Source organism: Caldimonas taiwanensis NBRC 104434, assembly GCF_001592165.1.
GTDB classification, from domain to species: domain Bacteria; phylum Pseudomonadota; class Gammaproteobacteria; order Burkholderiales; family Burkholderiaceae_C; genus Caldimonas; species Caldimonas manganoxidans.
Window position 1 is genome coordinate 60205 of record NZ_BCWK01000001.1, and the last position, 16737, is coordinate 76941.

The window sequence follows — 16737 nt, forward strand, 5'->3', positions numbered from 1 at the left end:
CGCGGGTGTGAAGATTTGCCGAGAGCTTTTGCACGCGGAGGCCGATGGCGTGCCCGGCAGGCTTGATGGAGCGCGGCGCAGGCACTACGCTCAAGGGTCCCGGTCCCTCCTGCATGGGGCCGGGTTGCCATGTCCGACCCCGACGCCCCTGCGCCCGAGCCCCCACGCTCGCAGCCCGACCCCGAGCTGATCGAGCGGGTCGAGCGCGTCAACACCGACCTGATGAAGTTCGTGCGGCAGGTGCGCACGGCCAGTCCGCCGGTGCGCACACGGCTGCAGCTGGACTTGCGCGAGCGCCTGGAGCGCCAGCGACGCGACCTGTTGGGGCGTCACAGCGTCTTGCCCGTGGAGCTGCGGCACTATGCCGTGACCTTCACCGAGGTGCAATGGATGCTCGATGTGTGGATCGACGCCTGCGCCCGGGAGGTGGACGAGCCCTTGCTGCGCCGCGAGTTCATGGACGTGGCCTCGCGCCTGCTGGGCGAACTGGAGGTGCTGCGTGCCCCGGACCCCGCGCTGGACCCGCCGGCGCGTCGGCCGCTGTGGTGGTCGGCCCTCACGCGGGGTCTGCACACCGAGGGCGACGAGCCGCCGCGCTCGGGCGAGCCCGACATCCTGCTTTGACGTGGCGCCGTTGCCACACCCGATCTTGACGCAGCGCCGCAAAGCCGTGCTACATTAGGCGCCTATGGCTCGCGCAACGACCTTCTTTTTTGCCTACTTTTGGTTCTCGCACCGCACCGGCGGAGGAGAGGTCAGCGCGTAACCGTACAAACCCGCAACCGAATCCCAGAAAACCGCCGGAAGACCTCCGGCGGTTTTTTTTCGTCCCTCTGGGAGGCGGTGGCGGCAGACAGTCCGTCACCCCCTGATGATCGAGCAAGGAGAACGCACCCCATGAACGCCAAGTCCGCCAGCGCCATCGAGGGTTGGTATGCGCCCGTCGACCGTACCTCTCAAACCGATGATGAAAGGATCAAGGACGTGACGCCGCTGCCGCCACCGGAGCATCTGATCCGCTTCTTTCCGATCCGCGGCACGGCAGTGGAGACCTTGGTGTCCGAGACCCGTCAGCGCATCCGACGCATCATGCAGGGCAAGGACGACCGCTTGCTGCTGGTCATCGGTCCGTGCTCGATCCACGACCCGGCGGCCGCCGTCGATTACGCCCGCCGCCTGCTGGCGCAGCGCCAGAAGTACGCCGACACGCTGGAGATCGTGATGCGTGTGTACTTCGAGAAGCCCCGCACCACCGTGGGCTGGAAGGGCCTGATCAACGACCCGTACCTGGACGAGAGCTTCCGCATCGACGAGGGGTTGCGCATCGCGCGCCAGTTGCTGCTGGAAATCAACCGCCTGGGCATGCCCGCCGGCAGCGAGTTCCTCGACGTGATCTCGCCGCAATACATCGGCGACCTCATCAGCTGGGGCGCCATTGGCGCACGCACCACCGAAAGCCAGGTGCACCGGGAGTTGGCCTCCGGCCTGTCGGCGCCCATTGGCTTCAAGAACGGCACCGATGGCAACATCCGCATCGCCACCGATGCGATCTTGGCCGCCAGCCGGGCGCATCACTTCCTGTCGGTGCACAAAAATGGCCAGGTCGCCATCGTCGAAACCAAGGGCAACAAGGACTGCCACGTGATCCTGCGCGGTGGCAAAACCCCCAACTATGACGCGGCCCATGTCGAAGCCGCCTGCAAGGACCTGGAGGCGGCCAAGCTGACCCCATCGCTGATGGTGGACTGCTCACATGCCAATTCCAACAAGCAGCACGAGCGCCAGCTCGAGGTGGCGCGCGACATCGCGGCGCAGGTGGGCGGCGGCTCCCGCCGCATCTTCGGCGTGATGGTGGAAAGCCATCTGCAAGCCGGCAATCAGAAGTTCAACCCGGGCAAGGACGATCCGTCCAAGCTCGAATACGGCAAGAGCATCACCGACGCCTGCCTGGGCTGGGACGACTCGCTGGAAGTGCTGCACGTGCTGTCGGAGGCCGTCAAGCGCCGGCGGGGTTGAGAGGGGGGAACTTCTGGGGCGCCGTGCGGGCCCAAGCGGCATGGTCTCGTTGGAGCCAGCGATGTCCTCGTCGAACCGTCGCGCCTGGCCGCCGCGCCGGCGCCAGCTGATTGCCGGTCTGGGCTGGGCCGCGGCCTGCCTGGCGTGGCCGGCGTTGGCCTCGTCGCGCCGTGCGCTGCCCGCCATGACCGAAGGCCCGTTTTACCCCCTGCATCGGCCGCTCGATGACGATGCCGACCTCACACGGGTGCGTGGCCAGGCGCAGGCCGCCCGCGGCGAGTGGCTCGACATCGCTGGCGTGGTGGTCGATACCCAGGGGCGTGTGGTCGACGGCGCGGCGATCGAGATTTGGCAGTGCGATGTCTACGGCAGCTATCGCCACCCGCATGGCACTGGGCCGCGGGTGGATGCGGGCTTTCAAGGCTTTGGCGCCACGGTCAGCGACGCGCAGGGCGCCTTCCGCTTCCGTAGCATCCGCCCCGTGGTCTATCCTGGGCGCGCGCCCCATATTCACGTGAAGGTCTTGCATCCGAGCTTTGGGCAACGGGTGTCGCAATGGTTCGTCGCCGGCGAGGCTGCCAATGAGCAAGACGTGCTGTTCCGGCGCCTTGGCCCGGCCGATCGGGCCGAGGTGGAGATGCGCCTGCAAGCAGCGCCTGCTGGCGCTGCGGTGCGCTGGATCACCCGCCGTGACCTCGTGGTGCCGGCCTGAGGCCGGCATCGCCGCCGGCGCGTCCAGTTGTAAGCAAGGTAAGGGCTGGCAAGAACGCTGGCGCACGCCCGGGTTTGGGGGTGAAATGTCGGCAAGCTGCTCCTCAGCGGCTGCGTTTTCCCTCAGCAGACCACCTTCGGGTGGATCCGCCCGCCATGCCCGTTCGGCTTGGCGGGCTTCTTTTTGATGATGGGGCTGAGGCAGCCCAGGAGAGCGCGATGCGTGCAGAAGTGGTGGTGAAGTTCGGCGATGGTCAGGAAGTCCGAGTGCCGCTGGAGGGCGGCGCACCGATGGGGCATGAGGAAGCCCGCCAGTGGCTGGATGCCGAATTCGTGGCCCATGAATGTGAGCCCTTGCGCGCCAGCGGCAAGGTGCTGATCGTGGACAAGTTGTTGTCCATTGCCCAGGCCGTGGGGCCGGCGCAGTTCCGGCAGGCAGACTGGGCCCAGGCCTACGCCCGCGCCGCCTTGGGCGCCACCGGCCGCCCGCATCTCAGGGTGGACGTGGCGGCGCTGCAGGTGAGTTAAGCGCCGTCGTCCTCGCGCTGGAGGCGTTCGCTGCGCCAGTAGACGTCATCGCCGCCCAGGCCGTCGAGCCGCGCGCGGTTGAGCACGCGTGCGAGCACGAACATCAGGTCGGACAGACGGTTGAGGTATTGCCGCGCTGCGGCGCGGATGGGCTCGCGCGCGCCCAGTGCCACCACGGAGCGTTCGGCGCGTCGCGCCACCGTGCGGCACACATGGGCCAGGCTGGCCGCGCGCGTGCCGGCCGGCAGGATGAATTCCTTCAGGCGGGGCAGGGCGGCGTTGTGCTCGGCCAGCGCGGCATCCAGCGCCAACACGGCCTCGTCTTTGATCAGGGCGTGGCCCGGCATCGACAGCTCGCCGCCAAGGTTGAACAGTTCGTGCTGGATGCTCACCAGCAGCTCGCGCACCGCCGGCGGCAGCGGCTCGGCCAGCAGCACGCCGATGTGCGAATTGAGTTCGTCCACGTCGCCCATGGCCTGCACCCGCAGGTGGTCCTTGGCCACGCGGCTGCCATCGCCCAGCCCGGTGGTGCCATCGTCGCCGGTACGCGTGGCGATTTGTGTGAGTCGGTTGCCCATGGGCGCATCGTACTGCACGGAGCCGCTTCAGGGCAGGCGTTGGCCGGCAAGGCGGCATTCGGGGCAGACCATGTGGATTTCCTGGCCGTCGTCCATCCGCAACCAACCTTTGCGGCTCAGGTTGACGGACCAGTGGCCTGTTCGCCCATCGACGAAGCCGACACGACCGGAGGCGCGGCAGGGCGTCCAGTTCAGCACATGCATGGCATCCTGGGCTGAAACTGCCTGGGCGCGGCGCAGAAATGTGGCGATCTCGCGCTGCGTCACCGCAAATCGGTCGCAGCGCAGGTCCGTATCGACATCGGGCGCGATGCGTTGGGCGTTTTCTGTGATGACCACCCAGCGGACATCCGGCAAGTTCAATGCAAACGTGGTCGGCTCGATGCCCTCATCGGCCGGAGCCTTCTGAGAATTGGAGGCCGTTGCACCTGCCGCGACGAGAAACGCAGCAGCCATGAGGGCCTTGCCAGTTGCGGTTACTCCCATACGGCGGTTTGCGCTTCTGTTGGGTTCTTTCTGGACACCACAGGGTGGCGGAACACCTCGGTCAGGGCCACTCCGAGAGAGACCGAGAGCCCGGAGATGAGCCATTTCAAAGAGGCGTTCTGAGCGGCCGTGACGGGTTCATAGACGCGTTCTTCCGGCGGGACGTCCTTGGGCAGAGCCTGCCCGACGATTTCGATCCCGATGGCATCCTGATTGGATGGGTAGCGGTCCGGGTGGGCCTTTTCCCGCTCCCGCTCATGTTCCCCTTTGGGGTCGAAGCGGCGCAGGGCTTGAAGCTCCGTGGGGGCACAACGATGTTCGGCCAGGCATCGGGCTCGCAGGGGGCCGACGTGCCACGTCATCTTCAGGATGGAAGCCGTCTGATAGATCGTCCCATCGCGGTCTATCAGGAAGTGCGCTCCTTTGGCGTCGGGCGAGCGATAGCTGTTGAGTGTGGAGGTGGCCGTGGGGCTGTCGGTCTGGTGGACCACGATGCCACGCACCAGCGTCATGGGGCCGCGTTCGATGTTCGGGCTGATGGCCAGGCGCACGCGTGGGTCCTGAACCCGGCCTTGGCTGTCGATGTTCATGTCTTCTCCCTATGAGGCTTCAAGGAGCCGACGAGCAGTTTGCCGTGTGGAGGACCCGGATGCACCCCGGATTGAGGCGGCTTAAAGTAAACGCTTGTAATGTGTGCAAGCCCCGGTTCCATAGCCGCAGAGGAGACAAACCATGAACGCCCCCTTGCCCGGCCACGTGCTGCCCGCGTATGAACCCCGCCCGGTGCCGGCGGCGATGATCGAGGCGCTGAAGGGGCGGTTTGGCGCTCGGTGCTCGACCGCCCAGGCGGTGCGTGAGCAGCACGGCCGTGATGAATCGCCTTTCGACGTGCCGCCGCCCGAGGTGGTGGTGTTTGCGGAAAGCACCGAGGAGGTGGCCGAGGTGGTGAAGCTGGCCGCCGCGCATGCGGTGCCGGTGATCCCCTATGGCGTGGGCTCGTCGCTGGAAGGCCACCTGCTGGCGGTGCAAGGGGGGGTGAGCCTCGACCTGTCGCGCATGAACCGTGTGCTGGCGGTCCATGCCGAGGACCTGACCGTGACCGTGCAGGCCGGGGTGACACGCACGCAGCTCAACAACGAGATCCGCCACACGGGGCTGTTCTTCCCGATCGACCCGGGTGCCGATGCGTCGATTGGCGGCATGTGCGCCACGCGGGCTTCGGGCACGAATGCGGTGCGTTACGGCACGATGCGCGAAAACGTGCTGGGGCTGACGGTGGTGACCGCCGCAGGCGAGGTGGTGCGCACCGGCACGCGCGCGCGCAAGTCCAGCGCAGGCTACGACCTGACTCGGTTGTTCGTGGGCAGCGAGGGCACCTTGGGGGTGATGACGGAGATCACGCTGCGCCTGTATCCGCAACCCGAGGCGGTGTCGGCGGCCGTGTGTTCTTTCCCCTCGCTGGAGGCCGCGGTGAACACGACCATCCAGATCATCCAAATGGGCGTGCCGATTGCGCGCTGTGAGCTGCTCGATACCAACGCGGTGCGCGCGGTGAACCGTCATGACAAGCTCACGCTGCGCGAGGGGCCGATGCTGTTGATGGAGTTCCATGGCAGCCCGGCGGGCGTGCAGGAGCAGGCGCAGACCGTGCAGGAGATCGCCAGCGAACACGGTGGCGAAGATTTTCAATGGGCCACCACGCCGGAGGCGCGCAGCAAGCTGTGGACCGCGCGCCATCATGCGTATTTCGCGGCGCTGCAAATGAAGCCGGGCTGCCGGGCCGTGACCACCGATGCTTGTGTGCCGATCTCGCGGCTGGCCGAATGCCTGCTGCAGACCGCGGCCGAGGCCGACGAGGCAGGCTTGCCCTATTTCATCGTGGGTCATGTGGGCGACGGCAATTTCCACGTGGGCTATCTGATCGACCCCCACAAGCCCGCGGAACGCGAGCTGGCCGAGCGACTGAACCATCAGCTGGTGGCGCGAGCGCTGCGTCTGGAGGGCACCTGCACCGGGGAGCATGGCATCGGTTTGCACAAGATGGGCTTCTTGCGCGAGGAAGCCGGCGAGGGCGCGCTTGCCTTGATGCGTGCGATCAAGCACGCGCTGGATCCCCAGAACATTTTGAACCCAGGCAAGATCTTTCCATGGTAAGCCTTGGTTTCCAGCCCTTGCGGATGGCCGCGGCTGGCCCTACAGTGGTCGGGTTGCGATGACGCGGTTCGGTCGATCCTTATGCGAGCAGTCACCGCCTTCATGATGCTGGCTTTTACCCGGCCGACCATGGTGGGGGCGATTTGGCCGTCCTCGTGTTACTTGGCGCAGGCGATGGCGCGTGGAGCCGACGGCGCGCAGCAGATCATCGAATTGGGCGCTGGCACCGGAGCGATCACCGAAGCCTTGTATGAGCGCCATCCTCGGGTGCCCACCACCGTGGTGGAATTGCAGCCCGAGTGGGCCGGGCGGCTGCGGCAGCGGTTTCCCGGCATGACCGTGCTGCAAGCGCCTGCGCACGAGGTGTTGGAGGCCTGGTGCGGCGGCGACGAGCCCGTGGTGCTGGTGTCCTCGCTGCCGTTCCGTTCGTTGCCGGCGCGCTGGCGTGACGGCACGAGCCGTGCGATCGAGCGTTTCTTGTGGGCCCACCCCCAGCGCCGCCTGATTCAATACACCTACCAGCCGCGTGCGCCGTTCGATTTGCAATTGGGCCGTGGCTTGGTGTGGCGCCGGCGTGCCGTGGTGTGGCGCAATGTGCCGCCGGCTTGGGTGTGGGAGCTGGGCTGGGCCTGAACCGGGCCTCGAGCGCGTCCGTCAGTGTCGGGGCGCCACCGCCGTCCACTGCTTGGTGATGCGCCCCTGATCGTCCACGCTGTCCAGATGCACGTCGAAGCCCCAGAGCCGGGCCACATGCTTGAGCACTTCCTGGGCGCTGTCGTGCAGCGGGCGGTTGTGGTGTTGGATGTGGCGCAGGGTGAGCGAGCGATCACCGCGCAGGTTGACGTTCCACACTTGGATGTTGGGCTCGCGGTGGTTCAGGTCGTACTGGCGTGACAGCGATTCGCGCAAGGCGCGGTAGCCGCTGTCATCGTGAATGGCCGAGACCTCCAGCTCGGGCTCGTCCTCGTCGTCGCGGATGGCGAACAGCCGGAAGTCGCGCATCACCTTGGGGCTGAGGAACTGGCCGATGAAGCTTTCGTCCTTGAAGTTGCGCATCGCGTAGTCCAGCGTCTGTTGCCACGGACTGCCGGCGATGTCGGGGAACCAGCGACGGTCTTCCTCGGTGGGCTGTTCGCAGATGCGCTTGATGTCGCTGAACATCGCAAAGCCCAGCGCGTAGGGATTGATGCCGCTGTAGGCCGGGTGTCCTACCGGCGGCTGGAAGATCACGTTGGTGTGCGATTGCAGCCACTCCATCATGAAGCCGTCGCTCAGCAGGCCTTCGTCGTACAGGGTGTTGAGCAAGGTGTAGTGCCAGAAGGTGGCCCAGCCCTCGTTCATCACCTGGGTTTGGCGCTGCGGATAGAAGTACTGCGCGATCTTGCGCACGATGCGCACGATCTCGCGTTGCCACGGCTCCAGCAGGGGAGCGTTCTTTTCGATGAAGTACAGCAGGTTTTCCTGCGGCTCGCTGGGGAAGCGGCGCGACTGGGCGTCTTCGTCATCGCTGCGTTCGTTGCGCCTCGGCAGGGTGCGCCACAGATCGTTGACTTGCTGCTGCAAATAGCGTTCGCGCTCTTGCCGCCGCGCTTGTTCTTGGGCCAAAGACAGTTTCTGTGGGCGGCGGTAGCGATCCACGCCGTGGTTCATCAAGGCATGGCAGGAGTCGAGCAGGTCTTCCACGGCGTCCAGGCCGTAGCGCTCTTCGCATTCGGCCACGTAGTTCTTCGCGTAGACCAGGTAGTCGATGATGGACGAGGCATCGGTCCACATGCGAAAGAGGTAGTTGCCTTTGAAGAAGCTGTTGTGCCCGTAAGCCGCATGGGCAATCACCAGGGCCTGCATGGCCATGGTGTTTTCTTCCATCAGGTAGGCGATGCAGGGGTCGGAATTGATGACGATTTCATAGGCCAGCCCCATGTGGCCGCGCCGGTAGCTCTTTTCCGTGGCGATGAACTGCTTGCCATAGGACCAGTGGCGGTAGATGACCGGCATGCCCACCGAGGCGTAGGCATCCATCATCTGCTCGGCGGTGATGATTTCGAGCTGGTTGGGGTAGGTGTCGAGTCGGTACTTCTGTTGCGCCACGCGCGCGATCTCGGCGTGATATTGCTCGATCAGCTCGAAGGTCCAGTCCGGCGGGCTGGGCAGGCGTTCGCGGGGGTGATCGACGGCATTCATGCGGGGGCGCCCTCCTTGCGGAACAGCTCACGGAACACCGGGTAGATGTCAGCCGCGTCGGCCACCTTGCGCATGGCAAAGTGAGGATGGGTCTCGAGCAGTTGGGAGTATTCTTCCCAGAGGTTTTGCTCGGCCTCGGCCACTTGCACGTAGGCGTAATAGCGCACCAACGGCAGGATGTGTTCGTCCAGGATCTGGCGGCAGCGGCCGCTGTCATGGTGCCAGTTGTCGCCATCACTGGCCTGGGCGCCGTAGATGTTCCATTCGCTGCTGGGGTAGCGCGCGCGGATGATCTCGTGCATCAAATTCAGCGCGCTGGAGACGACGGTGCCGCCGGTCTCGGTGGCGTGGAAGAACTCGTCTTCGGTGACTTCGGCGGCCTGGGTGTGGTGGCGGATGAAGACCAGGTCGATTTTCTCGTAGTGCCGCGTCAGGAAAAGGTAGAGCAGCATGAAGAAGCGCTTGGACATGTCTTTGCGCTGCTCGTCCATCGAGCCCGAGACGTCCATCAAGCAGAACATCACGGCCTTGGCGCTGGGTACGGGCACCCGGACCCGGTTGCGGTAGCGCAGGTCGATCGGGTCGAGGTAGGGGATGCGGCGGACCTTGGCGCGCAGCTCCTCCAGCTGGGCCTCGGTGTCGCGGATTTCTTTCTGAATCAGCGGTTCGCCCGCATGCGGATGCGACCGCAGGTGCAGCAGCCGGGCTTCGAGCTGGCGGATTTCGCGGCGGGTCTGTCCGCCCAGGGCGATGCGCCGGGCCAGCGCCCCGCGCATGGAGCGCACCACGTGCAGGTTGGCCGGCGTGCCATCGGTGGTGAAGCCGGCACGGTGGCTTTTCCACTCCGGCACCTCGGCCAGCTGGGTGCGGATCAGATGGGGCAGGGCCAGGTCTTCGAAGAAGACCTGCATGAACTCCTCTTTGGTGAGGTGGAAGACGAAGTCGTCTTCGCCCTCGCCGGAGTCGCTGGCTTGTGAGCCGCCCCCGCTGCCACCGCCGCCGCGTGGCCGCTCGATGCGGTCGCCTTTGACGTACTCGCGGTTGCCCGGGTGCACGTATTCACGTTGGCCCCCTGGGGCGTGGCCGAAGACCGGCTCGGAGACGTCGCGCCGCGGCAAGATGATGTCTTCGCCTTGTTCGAGGTTGCGGATGCCCCGGCCTGAGACGGCTTTGCGCACCGCCTCGCGGATTTGCGCACGGTAGCGGCGCAGAAAACGCTCGCGGTTGCCGATGGACTTGTTCTTGCCCGACAGGCGTCGATCGATGATCTGCTGCAGGGTGGGCATGAAACTGTCCTCGTGTGATGCTGAGGGTTGGACCCTGGTTCAGGCGATCCGGTTCACGAACTCTTGCGCACGCGCAGGTACCACTCGCACAGCAGACGCACTTGCTTGGGCGTGTAGCCCTTTTGGACCATGCGGTTGACGAAGTCTTCGTGTTTTTTCTGCTCGTCGGCGCTGGACTTGGCGTTGAAGCTGATGACCGGCAGCAGCTCCTCGGTGTTGGAGAACATCTTTTTCTCGATCACCGTGCGCAGCTTCTCGTAGCTGGTCCAGTTCGGGTTCTTGCCGTTGTTGTTGGCGCGTGCGCGCAGCACGAAGTTGACGATTTCGTTGCGGAAGTCCTTGGGGTTGCTGATGCCTGCGGGCTTCTCGATTTTTTCCAGCTCGGCATTGAGCGAGGCGCGGTCGAAAATCTCGCCGGTGTCGGGGTCGCGATACTCCTGGTCCTGAATCCAGTAGTCGGCGTAGGTGACGTAGCGGTCGAAGATGTTCTGGCCGTACTCGGAGTAGCTCTCCAGATAGGCGGTCTGGATTTCCTTGCCGATGAACTCGGCATAGCGTGGCGCCAGCAGTTCTTTGATGAAGGCGATGTACTTTTCCTCGACTTCCTTGGGGAATTGCTCGCGTTCGATTTGTTGTTCGAGCACGTACATCAGGTGCACCGGGTTGGCGGCCACTTCGGCAGGGTCGAAGTTGAACACCTTGGACAAGATCTTGAAGGCAAAGCGGGTGGAGATGCCGCTCATGCCTTCGTCCACCCCGGCGTAGTCGCGGTATTCCTGGATGGACTTGGCCTTGGGATCGGTGTCCTTGAGGCTTTCGCCGTCATAGACCTGCATCTTGCTGAAGATGCTGGAGTTTTCCGGCTCTTTCAAGCGGGTGAGCACCGAGAACTGCGCCATCATCTTCAGCGTGCCCGGCGCGCACGGGGCGTTGGCCAGCGAGGAGTTGCGGATCAGCTTCTCGTAGATCTTCATCTCCTCGCTGACACGCAGGCAGTACGGCACCTTGACGATGTAGATGCGGTCGAGGAAGGCTTCGTTGTTTTTGTTGTTGCGGAACGCCTTCCACTCGCTTTCATTGCTGTGCGCCAGGATGATGCCGTCGAAGGGGATGGCGCCGAAGCCTTCGGTGCCTTTGAAATTGCCCTCTTGGGTGGCGGTCAGCAGCGGGTGCAGCACCTTGATGGGTGCCTTGAACATCTCGACGAATTCCAGCAAGCCTTGGTTGGCCAGGCACAGGCCGCCGGAGAAGGCGTAGGCGTCGGGGTCGTCCTGCGCGAAGGTTTCGAGCTTGCGGATATCGACCTTGCCCACCAGGGAGGAGATGTCCTGGTTGTTTTCATCGCCCGGCTCGGTCTTGGCGATGGCGATCTGTTTGAGCACGCTGGGGTAGCGTTTGACGACCTTGAACTGGCGGATGTCGCCGCCGAACTCCTCCAGGCGCTTGACCGCCCACGGCGACAGGATGCGCTGCAGGTAGCGCCGCGGGATGCCGTATTCCTTCTCGAGGATGGGGCCGTCCTCGTCGGGGTCGAACAAGCCCAGGGGCGACTCGTTCACCGGCGAGCCCTTGATCGCGTAGAAGGGCACGCGCTCCATCAGCTGCTTGAGCCGCTCGGCGATCGAGCTCTTGCCGCCACCGACGGGACCGAGCAAGTAGAGGATTTGCTTCTTTTCCTCCAAGCCTTGCGCGGCATGGCGGAAGTAGCTCACCACCTGCTCGATGGCGTCTTCCATGCCATAGAACTCTTGGAAGGCGGGGTAGATCTTGATGACTTTGTTGGCGAAGATGCGCGACAAGCGTGGATCGTTGCGCGTGTCCACCAGTTGCGGCTCGCCGATGGCCGCAAGCATGCGCTCGGCGGCCGTGGCATAGGCCATGGGATCACGCCGGCAGATGTCCAGGTATTCCTGGAGGGTGTATTCCTCTTCCCGGGTGCGCTCGTAGCGCGCGGCGAAGTTGCTGATGACGTCCATCGACACCTCCTTGGGTTCAACGCTTGGCGCCTGCGGCGCTGCAGCGGGGCTTGCGTTTGGCGTCTAGGTGTTGAGCATGAAACCACGAGCGGCAAATGCAAGCCTCGAACAGGGGGGCAAAGCGGGCGTAGTTCGATCGCTTGCAAACAGTGTGCCCTCATTTCGCGTGTCCTGCCACCGGTGAGGGTCGCAAGACCCGATTGCAGTGTGGGCAGAACCGCACAAACCCTGGGAAGTTCCTTCGGGTCTGTACCAGGCGATCGAAGCCATCACGGCCGGATGTGGAAAGCTTGGCGGTTTGGCCGCGGCGGGGTGTCGGTGCTGGGGCGGGCGGCCTGCAGGGGCGCCGTGGTCTGGACGCTGGTGAAGCCGGCGGCTTCGAGGTCCGCGGGGCCGCGTGCGGCCGTGTTGGATCACGCCGAGGGCAGCCCCAGCTTCTCCAGCAAGCCGTTGAGCTCGTCCAGCGAGCCGAAGGCAATGGCGATTTCGCCTTGTTCGCCGCGCTTGGTGCGCTTTTTCACGCGGATCTCCACCGCCGCGGTGAGGTGGTCGGACAGCTGCTCTTCGATGCGCAGCAGGTCGCGCGGCTTGTCGCCAGAGGGCCCGCGCGCGGCCGGTTTGCGGGCTTGCATCGCCCGTGCCACGAGTTTTTCGGCTTCGCGCACGCTGAGCTTCTTGGCGGCGATCTCGTGAGCGCTGAGGATTTGTTGCGCTGGCGCCAAGGGCAGCAGCGCGCGGGCGTGGCCCATGTCGATGTCGCCGGCCATCAGCATGTGCTGCACGGGTTCGGCCAGCTGGAGCAGGCGCAGCAGGTTGGAGGCCGCGCTGCGCGAGCGGCCCACGGCCTGGGCGGCTTGCTCGTGGGTGAGGCCGAATTCGGTGATCAGGCGTTGCAGGCCTTGGGCTTCTTCCAGCGGATTGAGGTCTTCGCGCTGGATGTTTTCGATCAGCGCCATTGCGGCGGCGGCTTCGTCGGGCACTTCTTTGACCAGCACCGGCACGGTGTCGAGTCCGGCCAGTTGGGCCGCGCGGAAGCGTCGTTCACCGGCGATGATCTCGTAGCGTTGGGGGCCGATGGGCCGAACCAGAATGGGCTGCATGATGCCCTGGGCCTTGATGCTTTCGGCCAGCTCGTACAAGGAGCCTTCGTCCATGCGGGTGCGCGGCTGGTATTTGCCGGGCTGGAGCTGGGCCAAGGGAAGGCTGGAGGGGGTGTCGGCGCCGGGGGCCGCCGCGGGGGCGTCGCTGACCTTGGGGCCCAGCAGGGCTTCCAGGCCGAGGCCCAGACCTTTGGGTTTTTTCGTGACCATGGGGGTGGGTTCAGGAATCGGAAGTCGGCGCCGGGCGCAAGGCATCGAGCCAGGCGCGGCCCTCGGGCCAGTCGCCCAGGCCGCTGGCGTGATTGAGGTGGCCTTTGGGGCCCAGGCTGACGAGCCGGGCGCCCCATTGGTGGGCCATCTCGGCGGCGCGTTCGGCGCGGCAATAGGGGTCGTCGGTGCTGATGAGTGCGATGGCTGGAAAGGGCAGGCGCTGGCGCACGATGGGCCGCCAGTGGTGCAGTTGCGGAGGGGTGTCGTCGCGCTCGGTGTCGGGCGGGGCCACCAGCAGCGCGCCCAGCACGCGATGCGCGTGGCGCGTGTGGGCGGCCCAGGCGGCCACGAGCTGGCAGCCCAGACTGTGCGCCACCAGCAGCGCGGGGGTCGGCTCGGCGCGCACCACGTCTTCGAGGCGGGCCATCCAGTCGCCGCGACGGGGCCATTCCCAATCGGCCTGCTCCACGCGTGTGTCGCCATAGAGGGCTTGCCAGCGGCTTTGCCAGTGGTCCGGGCCGGAATCGAGCCAACCGGGCAGCAACAAGATGCGTGGGTTCATGGACGGCATGGGGGTGGGGCCTTACATCGTGGCCACGCGCGAGACCATTTCGCGCGCGAATTCGACATAGGCCTGCGCGCCGCGCGAGCTCGGGTCGAACACCACGCCGGGCTGTCCGTAGCTGGGCGCTTCGGCCAAGCGCACGTTGCGCGGGATGACCGTGTTGAAGACTTTGTCGGCGAAGTGCTGCTTGAGCTGTTCGCTGACCTGGCTTTGCAAGGTGATGCGCGGATCGTACATCACGCGCAGCAGGCCGATGATCTTCAGGTCGGCGTTGAGGTTGGCATGCACTTGCTTGATGGTGTTGACCAGGTCGGTCAAGCCTTCGAGCGCGAAGTATTCGCACTGCATCGGCACGATCACGCCATGGGCGCTGACCAGGCCGTTGAGGGTCAGCATGGACAGCGAGGGCGGGCAGTCGATCAGGACGAAGTCGTACTCGGCCTCGGCGGCGGCCAGCGCGCTTTTGAGCCGGCGGTCGCGGCGCTCCAGGTCGACGAGTTCGACCTCGGCGCCGGCCAGTTCACGGTTGGCCCCCAGCACGTCGTAGCCGCCCAGTTCGGACCGCGCACGGGCTTCGGCCACCGTGGCGGATTCGAGCAGCACATCGTAGACGGACAAGGGCAGGGTGCGCTTGTCCACGCCCGAGCCCATCGTGGCATTGCCCTGGGGGTCGAGGTCGACCAGCAGCACACGTTGGCCGACTTTGGCCAGGCCGGCCGCAAGGTTGACGGCGGTGGTCGTCTTGCCGACGCCACCTTTTTGGTTGGCAATGCAGAAGATCTTGGCCATGGGCTGCTTCGGTGGGGGGCTCAGAGTTCGATCAGTTCGACGCCCACGGCGCGGGCGGCGCGTTGCAGGGCGGTGTCTCGCGTGGCCAGGGGCAGGCGGCGGCGCATGGCCAGGTCGAGGTAGCAGGCGTCGTAGACCGAGAGGCGGTGTTCGCGGGCGAGGCGCAAGGTGTCGGCGCGGGCCCGTTCGGGCGGGGCGGCATCGGTGTCGATGCGCAGCTGCCTGAGCAGGTCGAGGTAGCTCTCGACCTCGGTTTGCGTCAGGCGTCGGCGGCGTTCGGCGCTGAGCACGATGTGGGCGATCTCCAGGTGCCACAGCGGGGGCACGACCGCGCCGCGGTCCTGCACACGGCAGAACAGACGGTCACCGGCCTCGCTGGCTTCGTCCTCGAAGCACCAGGTGAGGGCGCTGGAGGCGTCGAGCACCACGGGACTCATCCCTTGCGGCCCTCGTCTCGTAGCACGCGCCAATCCATGCCCAGGCGGCGTCCGGCACGTTGTTCGCGCATGCGCTCCAGCAGATCCTGGCCGCCCGAGGCCGCATGGGGCGCGGGCCGGACGGGCAGCAGGCGCGCCACGGGGCGGCCGTGTTTGGTGATGACGACCTCTTCGCCGTGCTCGACCCGGTCCAGCAGGGCCGACAGGTGCGTCTTGGCTTCGAAGGCGCCGATGGTGACGGACATCAATTCAACTGGTTGAATAATCTGGTTGAATTATCCTTGGGCTGCCTGTGCGTGTCAAGCTCAGTTCGTGCTGAGGCGGATGCCAAAGCCGATCAGGAAGACGCCGGCCAAGCGCTCCAGCCATTTCGCGGCCCGCCGGTGGGCGCGTATTTTGGCGGCGATGGCATGGGCGAAGGTGCACAGGGTCAGGCAGTAAAGGGCGGTGAGTGCGGCAATCGTGATGGCCATCGCGGCGAAGGTGAGCATGCCCTGGTGACGGGCCGGGTCGATGAACAGCGGGAAGAAGGCCATGTAGAAGACGACCGCCTTGGGGTTGAGCACGGTGATGATGGTGGCCTGGCGGAAGTAGCGGCCGGCTTCCATCGACACGACCGGTGTCGCGCCGTCCCGGGCGCGCAAGAGCCTGAGGCCGATCCAGCCCAGGTAGGCCGCGCCGGCGTACTGCACCGCCTGGAAGAGGGCGGGATGGGTGGCCAGCAGGGCGGCCACGCCGGCCACCGCCAGCCAGAGCAGGATCTGGTCGCCCACGATCAGCCCGGCGGTCGCGGCCGCGCCGGCGCGCAAGCCGCCCTTGCCGGTGGCCGTGAGCAAGGCCAAGGTGCCGGGGCCGGGCAAGGCCAAGAAAACCAGGATCGCGGCGCAGTAGGCGCCGAAGTCGGTGATGCCGAACATCAGGGGGCTCCGGGGGAAGAAGAAGTATCGCTGAAGCGGGGGCGCATCCAGACCAGGCAGCGTTCGGCATCCAGGCCCGGCACGGTCAATGGTTCCACGTGAAACAGGGCCACGTCGGGCGGCAGCTCAGCGGCTTCGGCGTCGGGGCGTTTGCCTTTCATGGCCATCCAGACCCCTTGGGGCCCCAAGTGGGCGCGGGTGAGGGTGACGAAGTCGGACAGGGACGCGAAGGCGCGCGAGGTGACGATGTCGGCCTGCTGGGGCGGCAACGCTTCGACCCGCGCGTGCTGAGCGTGCAGCCGGCTCAGGCCGAGCTCGGCGGCCACCTGCTGGATGAAGCTGGCCTTCTTGGCGACCGTGTCCACGCAAATGACTTCGGTCGAAGGGCGGGCGATGGCGATGACCACGCCAGGCAGGCCGGCGCCCGCGCCGACATCCAGCACTCGAAGCGCTTGCTCGCCATGGCGGGCCTGCAACGGGGGGATGATGCTGAGGCAGTCGAGGAGGTGGTGGGTGACCATCTGAGCCGGATCGCGCACCGCCGTGAGGTTGTAGACCCGGTTCCACTTGCCCAGGAGCGTGAGATAGGCGAGGAGCTGGTCGATTTGCTCAGGACGCAAACGCAGCCCAAGGTGGTTCAGGCCGGATTCGAGGAGATGCTTCATGGGTGAGGAGAGTGTGCCCGATCTGCAAGGGTCTGCCATCCTGGTGGGGGCTTGGCGGTGGGGCTTGGCGGTGGGGCCGCCCGCGTGGGCTGGGGTGCCTGGGGGGGGGCGGGCGCCGGCCGCAGGGCGGCCGGCAGG

Annotated in this window: 19 protein-coding genes; 6 read left to right on the top strand and 13 right to left on the bottom strand. The window is 65.8% G+C overall.

Going from position 1 to position 16737, the window contains the following annotated elements:
- The first annotated feature begins 129 nt into the window (after positions 1 to 129).
- From CTA01S_RS00330 to CTA01S_RS00345, 4 genes are all read left to right on the top strand, one after another.
- Positions 130 to 624, top strand: a complete 495-nt coding sequence (locus CTA01S_RS00330; protein WP_019561262.1) for a hypothetical protein — start codon at positions 130 to 132, stop codon at positions 622 to 624.
- Between the two features lie 273 nt (positions 625 to 897).
- The gene (locus tag CTA01S_RS00335) at positions 898 to 2016 is read left to right on the top strand and encodes a 3-deoxy-7-phosphoheptulonate synthase (protein ID WP_062190938.1); all 1119 of its coding nucleotides are present in this window, start codon (positions 898 to 900) and stop codon (positions 2014 to 2016) included.
- A gap of 61 nt (positions 2017 to 2077) precedes the next feature.
- Complete coding sequence (locus tag CTA01S_RS00340) at positions 2078 to 2728, top strand: dioxygenase family protein (RefSeq protein ID WP_062190941.1); 651 nt, start codon at positions 2078 to 2080, stop codon at positions 2726 to 2728.
- 218 nt (positions 2729 to 2946) lie between these two features.
- Positions 2947 to 3255 (top strand): hypothetical protein, encoded by a 309-nt coding sequence (locus CTA01S_RS00345; RefSeq protein ID WP_062190945.1) that lies wholly within the window; start codon positions 2947 to 2949, stop codon positions 3253 to 3255.
- Here the strand turns inward: CTA01S_RS00345 and CTA01S_RS00350 are convergent.
- The 3 genes from CTA01S_RS00350 to CTA01S_RS00360 are packed head-to-tail and all read right to left on the bottom strand — an operon-like array spanning position 3252 to position 4909.
- Positions 3252 to 3833 (bottom strand): cob(I)yrinic acid a,c-diamide adenosyltransferase, encoded by a 582-nt coding sequence (locus CTA01S_RS00350; protein WP_062190948.1) that lies wholly within the window; start codon positions 3831 to 3833, stop codon positions 3252 to 3254. The genes CTA01S_RS00345 and CTA01S_RS00350 overlap by 4 nt on opposite strands.
- Positions 3834 to 3860: 27 nt before the next feature.
- Positions 3861 to 4289, bottom strand: coding sequence for a hypothetical protein (locus CTA01S_RS00355; RefSeq protein WP_062190950.1), 429 nt, complete (start codon positions 4287 to 4289; stop codon positions 3861 to 3863).
- Between the two features lie 20 nt (positions 4290 to 4309).
- Entirely contained in the window at positions 4310 to 4909 is a 600-nt protein-coding gene (locus CTA01S_RS00360; RefSeq protein WP_062190953.1) for a peptidoglycan recognition protein family protein, read from the bottom strand.
- Positions 4910 to 5051: 142 nt separating this feature from the next.
- On the opposite strand from CTA01S_RS00360, the gene CTA01S_RS00365 reads away from it, so the two are divergent.
- Together CTA01S_RS00365 and CTA01S_RS00370 are read left to right on the top strand one after the other, a co-directional pair.
- Positions 5052 to 6473, top strand: coding sequence for an FAD-binding oxidoreductase (locus tag CTA01S_RS00365; RefSeq protein ID WP_062190956.1), 1422 nt, complete (start codon positions 5052 to 5054; stop codon positions 6471 to 6473).
- Between the two features lie 81 nt (positions 6474 to 6554).
- Positions 6555 to 7106: a class I SAM-dependent methyltransferase gene (locus CTA01S_RS00370; RefSeq protein WP_198150732.1), complete on the top strand. Its 552-nt coding sequence runs from the start codon at positions 6555 to 6557 to the stop codon at positions 7104 to 7106.
- Positions 7107 to 7127: 21 nt separating this feature from the next.
- On the opposite strand, the gene CTA01S_RS00375 is transcribed toward CTA01S_RS00370, so the two are convergent.
- The 10 genes from CTA01S_RS00375 to rsmG form a co-directional block, all read right to left on the bottom strand.
- Positions 7128 to 8654, bottom strand: a complete 1527-nt coding sequence (locus CTA01S_RS00375) for a SpoVR family protein (RefSeq protein WP_062190959.1) — start codon at positions 8652 to 8654, stop codon at positions 7128 to 7130.
- Positions 8651 to 9940 carry a YeaH/YhbH family protein gene (locus CTA01S_RS00380; RefSeq protein ID WP_019561272.1) on the bottom strand — a complete coding sequence of 430 codons (1290 nt, stop codon included), beginning with the start codon at positions 9938 to 9940 and terminating at the stop codon, positions 8651 to 8653. The genes CTA01S_RS00375 and CTA01S_RS00380 overlap by 4 nt, the downstream gene beginning before the upstream one ends.
- A gap of 53 nt (positions 9941 to 9993) precedes the next feature.
- A complete protein-coding gene (locus CTA01S_RS00385; protein ID WP_019561273.1) occupies positions 9994 to 11916 on the bottom strand; it encodes a PrkA family serine protein kinase in 1923 nt (640 codons plus the stop codon).
- A 413-nt stretch (positions 11917 to 12329) separates the two neighbouring features.
- A complete protein-coding gene (locus CTA01S_RS00390; RefSeq protein ID WP_062190962.1) occupies positions 12330 to 13226 on the bottom strand; it encodes a ParB/RepB/Spo0J family partition protein in 897 nt (298 codons plus the stop codon).
- A gap of 10 nt (positions 13227 to 13236) precedes the next feature.
- Positions 13237 to 13788, bottom strand: coding sequence for an RBBP9/YdeN family alpha/beta hydrolase (locus CTA01S_RS00395; RefSeq protein WP_084362237.1), 552 nt, complete (start codon positions 13786 to 13788; stop codon positions 13237 to 13239).
- A gap of 21 nt (positions 13789 to 13809) precedes the next feature.
- Positions 13810 to 14580 (bottom strand): ParA family protein, encoded by a 771-nt coding sequence (locus CTA01S_RS00400; protein ID WP_019561277.1) that lies wholly within the window; start codon positions 14578 to 14580, stop codon positions 13810 to 13812.
- A gap of 20 nt (positions 14581 to 14600) precedes the next feature.
- Positions 14601 to 15017 (bottom strand): type II toxin-antitoxin system VapC family toxin, encoded by a 417-nt coding sequence (locus CTA01S_RS00405; protein WP_019561278.1) that lies wholly within the window; start codon positions 15015 to 15017, stop codon positions 14601 to 14603.
- Positions 15014 to 15262, bottom strand: coding sequence for a type II toxin-antitoxin system Phd/YefM family antitoxin (locus CTA01S_RS00410; RefSeq protein WP_019561279.1), 249 nt, complete (start codon positions 15260 to 15262; stop codon positions 15014 to 15016). Before CTA01S_RS00410 ends, CTA01S_RS00405 begins: the two co-directional genes overlap by 4 nt.
- A gap of 60 nt (positions 15263 to 15322) precedes the next feature.
- Positions 15323 to 15934 carry a LysE family transporter gene (locus CTA01S_RS00415; RefSeq protein ID WP_062190968.1) on the bottom strand — a complete coding sequence of 204 codons (612 nt, stop codon included), beginning with the start codon at positions 15932 to 15934 and terminating at the stop codon, positions 15323 to 15325.
- A complete protein-coding gene (gene rsmG / locus CTA01S_RS00420) occupies positions 15934 to 16638 on the bottom strand; it encodes a 16S rRNA (guanine(527)-N(7))-methyltransferase RsmG (protein ID WP_062190971.1) in 705 nt (234 codons plus the stop codon). Before rsmG ends, CTA01S_RS00415 begins: the two co-directional genes overlap by 1 nt.
- Between the last annotated feature and the right edge of the window lie 99 nt (positions 16639 to 16737).